Annotated in this window: 11 protein-coding genes; 7 read left to right on the top strand and 4 right to left on the bottom strand. The window is 57.3% G+C overall.

Annotated elements, in window-relative coordinates:
• Nucleotide 1 precedes the first annotated feature (1 nt).
• The 6 genes from A6M21_RS02985 to A6M21_RS02960 all read left to right on the top strand — a co-directional run bounded on the left by A6M21_RS02985 (nucleotide 2) and on the right by A6M21_RS02960 (nucleotide 6301).
• Complete coding sequence (locus tag A6M21_RS02985) at nucleotides 2-685, top strand: helix-turn-helix transcriptional regulator (RefSeq protein WP_066666412.1); 684 nt, start codon at nucleotides 2-4, stop codon at nucleotides 683-685.
• The gene (locus A6M21_RS02980) at nucleotides 669-1046 is read left to right on the top strand and encodes a RidA family protein (protein ID WP_066666411.1); all 378 of its coding nucleotides are present in this window, start codon (nucleotides 669-671) and stop codon (nucleotides 1044-1046) included. Before A6M21_RS02985 ends, A6M21_RS02980 begins: the two co-directional genes overlap by 17 nt.
• A 120-nt stretch (nucleotides 1047-1166) precedes the next feature.
• Nucleotides 1167-2375, top strand: a complete 1209-nt coding sequence (ilvA, locus tag A6M21_RS02975; RefSeq protein ID WP_066666410.1) for a threonine ammonia-lyase — start codon at nucleotides 1167-1169, stop codon at nucleotides 2373-2375.
• 141 nt (nucleotides 2376-2516) lie between these two features.
• Nucleotides 2517-3902, top strand: coding sequence for an amino acid permease (locus A6M21_RS02970; protein ID WP_066666409.1), 1386 nt, complete (start codon nucleotides 2517-2519; stop codon nucleotides 3900-3902).
• 103 nt (nucleotides 3903-4005) lie between these two features.
• Complete coding sequence (locus A6M21_RS02965; RefSeq protein WP_151191777.1) at nucleotides 4006-4911, top strand: polysaccharide deacetylase family protein; 906 nt, start codon at nucleotides 4006-4008, stop codon at nucleotides 4909-4911.
• 214 nt (nucleotides 4912-5125) lie between these two features.
• Nucleotides 5126-6301: a THUMP domain-containing class I SAM-dependent RNA methyltransferase gene (locus tag A6M21_RS02960; protein ID WP_066666407.1), complete on the top strand. Its 1176-nt coding sequence runs from the start codon at nucleotides 5126-5128 to the stop codon at nucleotides 6299-6301.
• Nucleotides 6302-6381: 80 nt separating this feature from the next.
• Here the strand turns inward: A6M21_RS02960 and A6M21_RS02955 are convergent, their stop codons facing one another.
• Nucleotides 6382-8883: a S8 family peptidase gene (locus A6M21_RS02955; RefSeq protein WP_066666406.1), complete on the bottom strand. Its 2502-nt coding sequence runs from the start codon at nucleotides 8881-8883 to the stop codon at nucleotides 6382-6384.
• A 17-nt stretch (nucleotides 8884-8900) separates the two neighbouring features.
• A complete protein-coding gene (locus A6M21_RS02950) occupies nucleotides 8901-9890 on the bottom strand; it encodes an AAA family ATPase (RefSeq protein WP_066666405.1) in 990 nt (329 codons plus the stop codon).
• A 347-nt stretch (nucleotides 9891-10237) separates the two neighbouring features.
• Between A6M21_RS02950 and A6M21_RS02945 the strand changes: the two genes are divergently transcribed.
• Nucleotides 10238-10600, top strand: a complete 363-nt coding sequence (locus tag A6M21_RS02945) for a hypothetical protein (RefSeq protein WP_078060347.1) — start codon at nucleotides 10238-10240, stop codon at nucleotides 10598-10600.
• 83 nt (nucleotides 10601-10683) lie between these two features.
• Here the strand turns inward: A6M21_RS02945 and A6M21_RS02940 are convergent, their stop codons facing one another.
• Both A6M21_RS02940 and cshA read right to left on the bottom strand, forming a co-directional pair.
• A complete protein-coding gene (locus A6M21_RS02940) occupies nucleotides 10684-10881 on the bottom strand; it encodes a cold shock domain-containing protein (RefSeq protein WP_066666403.1) in 198 nt (65 codons plus the stop codon).
• A 172-nt stretch (nucleotides 10882-11053) separates the two neighbouring features.
• Entirely contained in the window at nucleotides 11054-12496 is a 1443-nt protein-coding gene (gene cshA / locus A6M21_RS02935; protein WP_201721821.1) for a degradosome RNA helicase CshA, read from the bottom strand.
• Nucleotides 12497-12616: the final 120 nt, after the last annotated feature.

The raw sequence follows: 12616 nt of genomic DNA, 5'->3' as shown, positions 1-12616 counted from the left end.
GATGAAAAGGGAAGAGCTGCTAAAAAAATTCCTTCCCCTGGTGGATTTCATTGCCGCTATTGCCGGGCCGCACTGTGAGGTGGTTTTGCACGATACGGCCAATGTGGACAATTCCATCGTCGCCATCCGCAACGGTCATGTCAGCGGGCGGCGGACCGGGGGACCGCTGACCGACCTGGGGCTCAAGCTTTTACAGGAAGAGGCCTACCATACACAGGACATCCTGGTCAACTACCCGGCACGCACCCGGGACGGAAAACCGCTGCGCTCGTCCACCCTGTTCATCAAGGACGATGACGGCGGGATTGCCGGCATGTTGTGCGTAAATGTGGATCTGAGCGCCGCCCTGCAGGCGCGCAAGTTTCTTGACGATTTCCTCCAGTGCGCCGGCCGGGGGGAATGGGAAGCGGAAAACAGCGACCGGGCCTGTCCGGAAACGATGAACACTTCGCTGGAAGAACTGATGCTCACCATGATCGGAAAAGTCGCCGGGGAAATAAACATCCCTCCGGAGCGGCTGTCTCCGGAAGAAAAAACGTGCTTTGTGCGCAAACTAAACGAGATGGGCTTTTTCCTGCTCAAAGGAGCCGTTGCCGAAGCGGCCGGATATCTGAAAACCTCGGAAAGCACCATCTACAGATATTTAACCAAGAAAGGGGAACTGAAAAATGAAAGAAGCGATTAAAACCGGACGGGCGCCCCAGGCCATCGGACCCTATTCCCAGGCGGTGCGGACAGGCGATTTTCTCTTCGCCTCCGGCCAGATCGCCATCAACCCCGCCACCGGCGAACTGGTGCCGGGCGGCATTGAAGCGCAGACGGAACAGGTGATGGAAAACATAAAACAGATCCTCGCCGCCGCCGGCTTGAATTTCAGTCACGTGCTGAAAACCACTGTCTTCATCACCAGCATGAACGACTTCGCCACTGTAAACCAGATTTACGGCCGTTATTTCGACGACACCCCGCCGGCCCGCTCCTGTGTGGCGGTGGCCGAACTGCCCAAGGGGGCGCTGGTGGAAATAGAAATCATCGCCCGTCAATAGCGCCCGGCATGCCGCCGGTGGAGTAAAAAGGGCGCGGACACCGGCCGGCCGGCTTGTTTCGCCTGATTTTGACGGCCGGTTATTTTCCGGGCCGGTTATTTTCCGGGATGGAAGGTGGAAATGATGATCACGCTTGCAGATGTGCAAAAAGCCGCTAAAACGCTGGAAGGCGTAGCCTACAAGACCGGCCTGGTCTACAATACCACCTTGAGCGAAATGAGCGGCAACCACGTTTATTTGAAGATGGAAAACCTGCAGCGCACCGGCTCCTTCAAGCTGCGCGGAGCATACAACAAAATTGCCGGCCTGCGGCAGGAAGAAAAGGATAAGGGCGTGATCGCCTCCTCCGCCGGCAACCACGCCCAGGGAGTGGCCCTGGCGGCTACGGTTTTCGGCATCCGTTCCACCATTGTGATGCCCAAGCACGCCCCCCTGTCCAAAATCACGGCCACCCGCCAGTACGGGGCGGATGTGGTCCTGCACGGCGATATTTACGACCAGGCCTACGAGGAGGCCAAACGCATCCAGGCCGAAACCGGGGCCACATTCATTCATCCTTTCAACGACCCGCAGGTGATGGCCGGCCAGGGCACCATCGCCCTGGAAATTCTGGCCGATCTGCCCGACGTGGAGGTGGTAGTGGTGCCGATCGGCGGCGGCGGTCTGATTGCGGGCATTGCGGTGGCGTTGAAAAGCCTGCGGCCGGGCGTGAAAATAATCGGCGTCCAGGCCAAAAACATGCCTTCCATGGCCGAATCGGCGGCCCGCGGCAAACTGATCACGGTGGACGGGACACCCACCATCGCCGACGGCATTGCCGTAAAGACGCCGGGGGAGCTCACCTTCGAGATTGTGCGGCGCTACGTGGACGATGTGGTTACCGTGGACGAGGATGAAATCGCCGGCGCCATCCTGCTGCTGCTGGAAAGGGCCAAGGCCGTGGCCGAAGGGGCCGGGGCGGCGCCGGTGGCGGCCGTTTTGCACCGCCTGTCCGGTTACCAAAACCGCAAAATGGCGGTTGTACTCAGCGGCGGCAATATTGACGTGAATTTCCTGTCCCGCACCATTGACAAGGGGCTGGTCAAAAACGGCCGCAAGATATTCCTGCATACCATCATACCGGACAAGCCGGGGACGCTGTGGCGGCTGCTGCAGCTGATCGCCGGCTCGGGAGCCAACGTGCTGGCCGTCACCCACAGCCGCGAAACTCTGGACGTGCCTCTGGGTTCCGCCCGGGTGGAGCTGGAACTGGAGACGGCGGACGCGGATCAGGCGCGGGCCATCCGCGAGCTGCTGGAAGAACACTGTTACCGCGTCCAGCTGCAGTAAGCATGCGGCGCCGGGAGGGCGCCGGCGCCGCAACCGGATAGTTATGGAATGTGAAACGGCAAACCCGGCTGGCCGCCGGGCGCTCCTTTCCGGACCGGGTAAACCAACTAACGAACGCAGCAATTTGAGGAGGAACTGCACATGGCGGAAATAGAACTGAAAAGAGGCCTGGAGGCCAGACACATCGAATTGATCGCCCTGGGCGGAACGATCGGCGTCGGCCTGTTCATGGGTTCGGCCAGCACGCTGAAGTGGGCCGGTCCCTCCGTAATGCTGGCCTACATCGTCGCCGGCATCTTTATCTTCTTCATCATGCGTACGATGGGTGAAATGCTGCACCTGGAACCGGTCACCGGTTCCTTCGCCACTTACGCCCACAAATACATCGGCCCCCTGGCCGGTTATCTGACCGCCTGGAGCTACTGGTTCATGTGGGTGGCGGTGGGCATGTCGGAAGTGACCGCGGCCGGCATATACATGAAATTCTGGTTCCCCGCCCTGCCCCAGTGGATACCGGCGCTGGGAGCCATGCTGATCGTGGGCACGGCCAACCTGGTCGCAGTCAAATATTACGGGGAATTTGAATTCTGGTTCGCTCTGATCAAAGTGGTCACCATTGTAGCGATGATCCTGACCGGCGCCGGGTTGATCTTTTTCGGACTGGGCAATCACGGCCAGCCAATCGGACTGCAAAACCTGTATATCCACGGCGGATTTTTCGCCGGCGGGCTGAAAGGCTTCTTGTTCGCCCTCTGCCTGGTGGTGGCCGCCTACCAGGGGGTTGAACTGGTGGGCATCACGGCCGGCGAGGCCAAGGACCCGCAGCGGACGCTGCGCAAAGCGATCCAGAACATCATCTGGCGCATTCTGATCTTCTACATCGGGGCCATCTTTGTCATTGTAGCCATCTACCCGTGGGATAAGGTGGGCTCGATGGGCAGCCCCTTTGTGCTGACCTTCGCCAAAGTAGGCATTGTCTCCGCCGCCGCCATCATCAATTTCGTCGTGCTCACGGCGGCCATGTCCGGATGCAACAGCGGCATTTACAGTTCGGGACGCATGCTGTTCACCCTGGCTCAAAACGGCCAGGCGCCCAAATTCCTGGCCAAAGTTTCCTCCCGGGGGGTGCCGGCCAACAGCCTGCTGGTCACTCTGGGCTGCCTTTTGGTCGGTGTGGCGCTCAACTTCGTCGCCCCGCCGAAACTGTTCCTGTACGTGTACAGTTCCAGCGTCCTGCCGGGGATGGTGCCCTGGTTCGTACTGCTGATCAGCCAGATCAAATTCCGGCAGGTCAGAAAAGCGGAAATGCGGAACCATCCCTTCAAGGCGCCCCTGTCCCCCTACAGCAATTACTTGACCATCGCCTTTTTGGTGCTGGTGCTGGTGGGCATGTGGTTCAACTCCGACACCAGGCTGTCGCTGATTGTCGGCGCGGCTTTCATGGCGCTGATCACGGCCAGCTATTACCTCTTCTACATCGGGGAGCACAGTCCCCTGGAACTGGAAGCGGCGGGCCGCAAATGCTAAAGCCGCCGGCTTGCTGAAAACAAAAAATCAAGTTCTTTTTTCAAAGGCACCTGAACAAAATGGATCGGGTGCCTTTTATTCTTGTGCATGGGAGATGAGACGGGTGCGCTTGTTTCGCTTCCCCGCCACCGTGGCGGCGGCCGCGCTGGTTTTGATCGTGCTTTCCATGGCGGCGGACAAGGCTTTTTTTGCCCGGGTGCCATCCGGCACCGCCCTGGATTTGGCTGTCCGGCCGGTGCAGTGCGGTCCGGTCCCGGCCGGACAGCAACGGCTCCGCCGGGCGGACGCGGCGCCGGCCGGAACGGCGCCGGCTGAAGCATACCCAGCACCAGCGGCGGCGGTCCCGGCAGCCGGAATAACCGTCAAACCCACCGGAAACATCAAGGCGGGGCCGGCCAAAGTGCTCTCCTCCCTGCCGGTCAAAGCGCGGGCTGTCTTCATCACCATAGACGATGGCTGGTATCCCAGCTGGCACGTGCTCCGGCTGATGAAAAAATATCACCTGCCGGTAACCGCCTTCCTGATTGAACAGGCGGCCAGGGAACATCCGGATTACTGGCGGAACTTCCTGGCCGCGGGCGGGGATATTGAAGACCATACGCTTTCCCACCTGCCTTTGAGCCGGCTTTCCCCGGCCGGGATGAAAACTCAAATTGCCGCGCCGCTGGAATATTACCGCCGGTTGGGCGCCCGGCCGTTTTTGCTGCGCCCGCCTTACGGCGCTTACGACGCGCGGGTTTGTCAAACCGCCGCCGCCTGCGGGATCGATGACGTGATTATGTGGGACGCGGAGGTGAGCAACAGATACGGCCTGAGCGTGGACAGCGATCACCTGCAGCCGGGCGACATTATTTTGCTGCACTGGACACCGTGGCTGGACGGCCAACTGGACGAACTGCTGGACATCCTGCGGCAAAACCGTTTCGGCGTGGCCGATCTGGCCGCGGCTATCAACGACCCGGAGCATCCAAGGGTTTCCTGGCTGGATGAAAGCCCGGCCGGGGAATAATTTTGGCACCGGGAAACATTTTAGTATGGCCGGTCCAACTGCAGCCGGGGCTGACGCATGAATTCCGGTCATGGCATTATACAAGGTGCCGGCATTAAAGCTGAAATTCCCTTGCCGGGCGGGACCTGTTACTGCAGCCACCGGCTTGATTACGGCTGTTATATCTGCGATAATCAATATGTTGCGACCTATCAAACAGACGGAGTCGAGAGCAATGGCTGAAATTGAACTGATCGCCACCGCCACTTTCGGACTGGAGGCGGTGGTGGCACGGGAGGTCCGGGAACTTGGCTATGAACCGGCAACGGTGGAAAACGGCCGGGTGATCTTCAATGCCGACGAGACGGGCATTTGCCGGACCAACCTGTGGCTGCGCAGCGCGGACCGGGTACTGGTCAAAATGGGGCAGTTTCCGGCCACCACCTTCGATGAGCTTTTTGAAAAAACGAAAGCACTGCCCTGGCCGGACTGGCTGCCGGAAGACGCCAGTTTTCCCGTGGAAGGCAAATCGGTCCGCTCCAAGCTGTTCAGTGTCCCAGACTGCCAGGCGATCGTAAAAAAAGCGGTGGTGGAAAGCATGAAAAGCCGCTACCGCCGGCAGTGGTTTGCCGAAAACGGTCCCCGCTACACTATCGAGGTGGCCCTGCTCAAGGACGTGGCCACACTGACCATCGATACCAGCGGCGCGGGCCTGCACAAGCGCGGCTACCGCAAATTGAACAGCGCCGCACCGCTCAAGGAAACCCTGGCTGCGGCCATGATCAATTTGAGCTTCTGGCGCCCGGACCGGGTGCTGGTGGATCCCCTGTGCGGTTCGGGCACCATCCCGATCGAGGCGGCGTTAATCGCGCTCAACCGGGCGCCGGGCCTGCAGCGCACATTCGCCGCCGAAAGATGGCCGCGCGTGGGCGCCCGCCTGTGGCAGGAAGCGCGCCGGGAGGCGGCGGAGCTGATTCGCCCCCGGCCGGGCCTGCAGATCCAGGGCACGGATGCGGATCCGGAGGTGCTCGGCCTGGCCCGCTATCACGCCCGCCAGGCCGGAGTGGAGGAATATATCCACTGGCAGCAGATGCCGCTGGCCGCGCTGCAAACAAAACACCGGTACGGCTGCATCATCTGCAACCCGCCTTACGGGCAGCGCCTGGCGGATCTGCGGACGGTGGAGCGGCTTTACCGGGAAATGGGCCATGTTTTCCGTAATCTGGACAGCTGGTCTTTCTATGTATTAACCGCCCATCACAATTTTGAAAAATTATTCGGCCGGCCGGCCGATAAAAAGCGCAAGCTGTACAACGGCCGGATTGAATGCACTTACTACCAGTTCTTCGGCCCCCGCCCGCCCCGGCGGGATATTGACACCGGGGCAAAAACACCTGCGCCGGTGGAGTGATTACCGTTCTGTATGATAAAACTTTTTTTATAAATATGGCAAAGCGTCTGTAGAGATACCGGCAACGATGAGGGGTTCCATCAAGATTCCACTTCCACAACTAATTGATTGGCAATTGCAGCATAAAGATCAACATCAACCTCGGGCGCGCGAATGGAGACAACAAGTGCGTAACGTGCGGCCCTTCCATAACGTTCAAGACGCGGCCGCGTTTTCCACCAACCCAGTGCCGGATAGACCGCCAGGACTCCACGACTCGCAAGATCTACCGCGCTTCCCAGCCAGATATCGGAATGCAATGATCCTTTATGTCGCTTTTGTGTGCCGATTAACCAACCAGGGTCATCACCACCAACGTTCGACCCCTCTTCCTCATCGCGCGCCGCCGCATTGACGCGTGAGCGGAAACCGCCTTCTGATTCCAAGGGGCGCTTCACATCAAAACGCAGTCCATGCGACTCATAACGGTACCGGGAACGGACGCCCCGCTCCGAAGGGTTTGGTTCTATAAAATAGGACAGCGTGACCCGCATCTCCACTTCTGTGTCACCAAGTGCTTCGAGCTCGGCTAACGGCCAGGGTAAGCGGTGCAGGTTCATATCCCTGAGAGTCGGTTCATTGCCCCCTTCGCGTCCAAAAGGATACAGTTTTTCTTCCACGACCATTGTCAGCGAATTTGAAATACTCCACAGGGCACGGTTCAGATCCGGAACTCCGAAACCGCAGTGTCGAACAAGAAGTTCATAATCCGACTTGGAGATTGGAACACGCAACGGTAAAAACATCCTCTTCATACGATCTGTCCATTCTGCGGAATGAACGATCAGGGCGCGTACTGTCTCCGGCCAGAGATTTGGATAGAATGCCATCACTTGTGCCGCCATACGGGTGGCAAGCGCTGTTGCCGCACTGGTGGCATTGGATATCGTAAACAATCGGCGAGTTGGCTCGTGGTTGGTCGTCAGAAGGCTCAAGCTAGGCATCCAGACTGCCCCATATGCATCTTTGGCAGCATTGCCCCCCTCGAACACCACATCCGGCTTCAGGGGCCAGTGTGGTTGCCACGTCGCGGAGGTTGTACTGAAAGGACTTAGTCCACCGGCTTGAGCAACCGGTTGATAGCTGCCGGCGTCCGGTTCGGAAATATGGGTTAAATCGGTATAGGCACCGACGGTCAAGGCGTTCCAGGCTTGTCCAGGATCATGTATGCCATCGGTGGTATTGCTGTCGGGATAATCAATCCAAGCGTTCGGGTCATTGATGTTGCCTGCTGAAACAACCAGAAGCCTTGGTCTTGCTCCGTCCCCGTCCGCATCAGACGCCAGCCGGTCCACTGCCGCGGACCACGCCGAAGGGCGACCCCGATCCCGGTTATCCCTGGCGGTCACCGCCATACCGAACACCCGGCGTCGCTCCGGAGCCGTAATCTCAGGCCGTGAGACCGCTTCGGTGGTCAGATAACCGTGATGTATTGCATCATCACCATTGGCACTATCGTGTGGCAGTAACTTCACCGATTCCAGGCGATGGCCGATCTGCACGTGTTGAGTCGAAGCGAGCACTTCGGTTAAATCTCCGACCAGGGCGAGACCGGCCATGGCCGTGCCGTGTCCTTCGGTATCATCGGTTCCCCATGCCGGTTCCACAGTGTGCAAATCAGGATCGGCAAGTGCCGGCGCGATCAAGGGATGCCCGTTGTTGACGCCGGTATCCAGTAGACACACATGGGGAACCGGTTGATCCGGTCCCGCAAACCCGGTATTTCTAAGAAGGTCGTCCAGCCATGCGGGCTGTTCTTCCGGTAACAAGGCATCGAAGAACTCCGCCGTTTCCTTGGCCCGCCTGAGTTCGGCAATGCTGTTGAGCGCCATGATCGAGCGGCTCATCTGACCAGCTGAGCCGTACACAAGCAACACAGTACGTTCGGGAAAAATCAGCTCTTCAGTAGCCATGCGGAGATTCTGAGCCTCAGCCAATCTGCGGAAGGTGGTCACGGTGTTCGCACGATCACCCCGGATCGGCAGCCACACTTCCCACCAAAACGATTCCTGATCTGAAACCGGAAAAACCGCGGGATCATCAGTCCAGAGAGCTCGAAGGGTGGCGGCACGAATCTGTTGAATAGCATTGATCAGCCTCTTATGATCCCGGGCGCGTCCACTCCGATCGAGCTTCTCAGCCAAATAGTCACGAATTATGCTTTCAAAATGTTCTAATTTTCCATCCGGTACAAATACGGTCGCTAAAGTGCGTTGATCCTCATGGCGCACATTCAACAATTCGATGCCCGAACGCTCCCGGGCCAGGCTTTCGAAAGCCATCTCGATATCCGGGAAGCTTCCGAACTCTACTTGTAGTCCGAACCCGCCGTCCAGCCCGGCTTGTTCCTGAGCCTCACAGGCCGCGGTCATCTCTGTCCGCAAGGCCTGGACCTGTCCGAGCAATGCCGTTCCATGAATATGACGATCCCGCTCCGGCACGCGCGAGCGGTTGCCGCCATGCCGTGGTGAGCGAAACCGTTCAGTTGTAGTTACCCCTTCAAGGATAAAATGCCGCTTCATCCCGTCACGATCATCCACCATCTTATAACCACACTACCCTATTGGATGTTTTCTTGCAACTTCCGGGCTACGTCCTGGCGCTCCTCCAGCATGATACGAATATCAGCCTCTTTTAGGCACTCCCGTTCGTCAATCAATGCAGCCTTTAGCACTTCGTCAGCCGCCCGGGTGACCTCGGCGTAGTTCAAGCCGGCAGCCTCCTTAGCCAACCGTTTCCAGGACACGTTCATGTCAGTGAACCTTGAAAGTCGGGATTTCAAAAGTGTGCTAAGTTGTAACTCGTCCGGCAGATCGTAATAAAGAACGTCGTCAAAACGACGAAAGAGAGCCTTATCCAGGATTTCAGCATGATTGGTGGCGGCAACGATGAGACTGTGGGAGTGATCCTGCTCGATCATCTGCAGGAAGCTGTTCAGAACGCGCCGAATTTCACCGACGTCATTGGCAAGCCCGCGTTGGGAACCAATGGCGTCAAACTCGTCAAAGAAATAAACGCCGCGGGTGTGCTCCGTAGCTTCAAAGACCTGCCGTAGCTTGGCGGCGGTTTCGCCCATATACTTGGTAATGAGACCATCCAGACGGATCTGGAATAGCGGAATGCCCAACTCACCAGCTAATACCGATGCAGTGAGTGTCTTACCTGTACCCGGCGGGCCGACCAGCAATAACTTTCGCCGTGGAGAAAGACCGTGCTCCAAAATGCGGGCGGCATGACGCTGCTCAAGAATAACGCGCTGTATTTGCCGCGCAAGTTTATCCCCCAAAATCATCTCACCCAGATGCGCCTTGGGATAGGAAACCGCCAGAAGGTTGGCTAACTCTCCCCGGGGACGGCTTATAGGAACTGGCTGCCCGGCACAACGCCGCCGCTTTGCTTCATCTACCAAGGCACGCAGTTCCTCTGCAAGTTTGCCATGGCCCAATTTTGCCTCATGGGCTGCTACCTGCATGGCCACCGAAAAGAACCGCTGGTCATCGCCTTCCAAATGCGATTTTATAAGTGCCTTCAGCTGGTCAGCACTCGCCACAGCGCAATCTCCTCCACAGATAAATGGTACTTTATTATACCACAAACACATTTCATCATTTCTTCAGTGATTCAATTGTGATCTTCACTCCTTCGGATCAACACGGGTGCCAGGGATTGAGGCATCTCCAAACAACTCGATACGAAGCCGATTGATTTCACACCTCCACTGCCAAGGCAGCCAATCCCTGCAATTGTACAGCACTTTCTTGGCCAAAGGCGGCCGCATGTACCCGTACCGCCTCCATCGCCCATGGTAACCGGTATGTAAGGGCATCCTGGTTTTCGCCAAATTATTCGTGAACTCCTGCTTAAGAATTCATAAAATTAAGTCTCTTTTAAGGGGATATTTATCCGGAGGTGCTCGGCCTGGCCCGCTATCACGCCCGCCAGGCCGGGGTGGAGGAATATATCCACTGGCAGCAGATGCCGGTGGCTGCGCTGCAAACAAAGCACCAGTACGGCTGCATCATCTGCAACCCGCCTTACGGGCAGCGCCTGGCGGATCTGCAGTCGGTGGAGCGGCTTTACCGGGAAATGGGCCATGTTTTCCGTAACCTGGATACCTGGTCTTACTACGTTCTGACCGCCCATCACAATTTTGAAAAATTATTCGGCCGGCCGGCCGATAAAAAGCGCAAGCTGTACAACGGACGGATTGAATGCACCTACTACCAGTTCTTCGGCCCGCGCCCGCCCCGGCGGGAATAAGTGCAAAAAACAAAGACAACCGGCACACCCGGCTGTCTTTGTTTTTTGCGGTACAAAATTATATATAAAAGAAATCTTTTACGTTATAATTTGACCACATTGGCCGCCTGCGGACCACGGTTGCCCTCGACAATGTCAAACTCGACGTCCTGACCCTCGTCCAACGTCTTAAAACCGTCGGATTGAATGGAAGAGAAATGCACAAAAACATCATTTCCTTCCGAGGTTTCAATGAAACCAAACCCTTTGTCCGCATTAAACCATTTTACCTTGCCTCTCAAACACTTTACCTCCTAAATTACCTCTGATGAGGCGAATGATGGTATTATACTCCCATCCCTGGGAAAAAGCAAGTTTTTGCCGAAAGATTTATTCACCGTTCGGCAAATTGACCGCCTGCCTTATGACGCCGTTTGCCGCACCCACCGGTGGCGGGGGCCGGCCGGGTTTTCCTTACCGCACCGGCTTGTCAAACGAGCTTTTTCTAAACCCGCCGCTCCGGCCGGCCCGTTTTTTCCCGCCCCGGTTGCCGGCATGATCCCCGTACCCGGCGCCGGCATGCTTGTTCTTTTTGCTCCGGAGCGGGCTTTCCTCGGTCAATACGACCGGAACCGGCACTGATTCCCTGGTCAACACCTTTAGCGCCGCTGAAAGCAGGGTAACCGGGTCAATTTCCTCCAGCAGTTCTTCGGCCATTTCCCGGTAATTCCGGATGTCTTCTTTTTCCACGACCAGCATCAGCTTATCCACCGCCAGGCGCTGTTGTCCCTCAAAAGCTTCTTTTATTGTCGGCGCCGGTTTCCTTGCGATCCGCCCCCCGGTCATGCGTTCAATGACCTTTAAATGATGAATCTCCCGCGGCGTGACAAAAGTGACCGCCACGCCGGCATTGCCGGCGCGGCCGGTCCGGCCGACGCGGTGGACATAGCCCTCCGGATCCTGCGGGATGTCAAAGTTATAGATATGAGTCACCCCGGTGATATCCAGCCCCCTGGCGGCGACATCGGTGGCCACCAGCGCTTCAACCGCGCCTTCTTTAAATTTCCGCATCACCATGTCCCGCCTGGACTGGGGCATGTCCCCGTGAATTCCTTCGGCGGCATAGCCGCGTTTGCTCAACGCGTCAAAAAGTTCGTCCACCCGGCGCTTGGTCCGGCCGAAAATAATGGTCCGCTCGGGGGATTGAACATCCATCAGGCGGCAGAGGACATCAAACTTTTGCTTTTCTTCGACTTCAATGTAACTTTGCTCAATGTTGGGCACGGTAACCTGCCTGGAAACGACCCGGATCACCTCCGGATCGCGCATGAAGCGCCGGGCCAGGGCCTGGATCGAAGCAGGTATGGTGGCGGAAAAAAGCATGGTCTGACGCTCTTCCGGGATCTCTTTCAAAATGGTTTCGATATCTTCAATAAAACCCATATTAAGCATCTCGTCCGCTTCATCCAGAACCACCATCCCGACCCGGTCGGTGCGGATTGTCTTGCGGCGCATATGGTCCATGAAACGACCCGGCGTCCCCACGATAATGTGCGGCCTGTTCCTGAGCGCCCGGATCTGGCGGTTGATATCCTGTCCGCCGTAAATGGGCAGTGTATGGATACCCCGGTACTGACCGATCCGGTTCAGTTCCTCGGCCACCTGGACGGCAAGCTCACGGGTGGGGGTCAGGACAACCCCCTGGATATGCCCCTGCTCAACATCCAGCAGCTCAACCAGCGGGATGCCGAAAGCCGCCGTTTTACCGGTCCCGGTATGCGCCTGGCCAATCAGATCCCGCCCTTGCAGGCCAAGGGGAACAGCCCGCTCCTGAATCGGCGTCACCTCTTCAAAACCCATATCGCGCAGCGCCTGCATGACCGGTTCGGTCAAGTTGAAATCACTAAACTTTTTCACTGGTTCCTCTCCTTGCGATTCATTAAATCGTTTCAAACATATTATGCCGGTAACGGCCGTTACTGGCAAGTATTATCTCCATTATCAAATTATCCCCGTTTTTGCCGGCGGTCAATACTA

This window comes from Desulfotomaculum copahuensis, from assembly GCF_001655685.1.
Lineage (GTDB): Bacteria > Bacillota > Desulfotomaculia > Desulfotomaculales > Desulfovirgulaceae > Desulfotomaculum_G > Desulfotomaculum_G copahuensis.
Note: the sequence above shows the minus strand (reverse complement) of the source record. Positions and strands in the feature narration are given on the sequence as shown.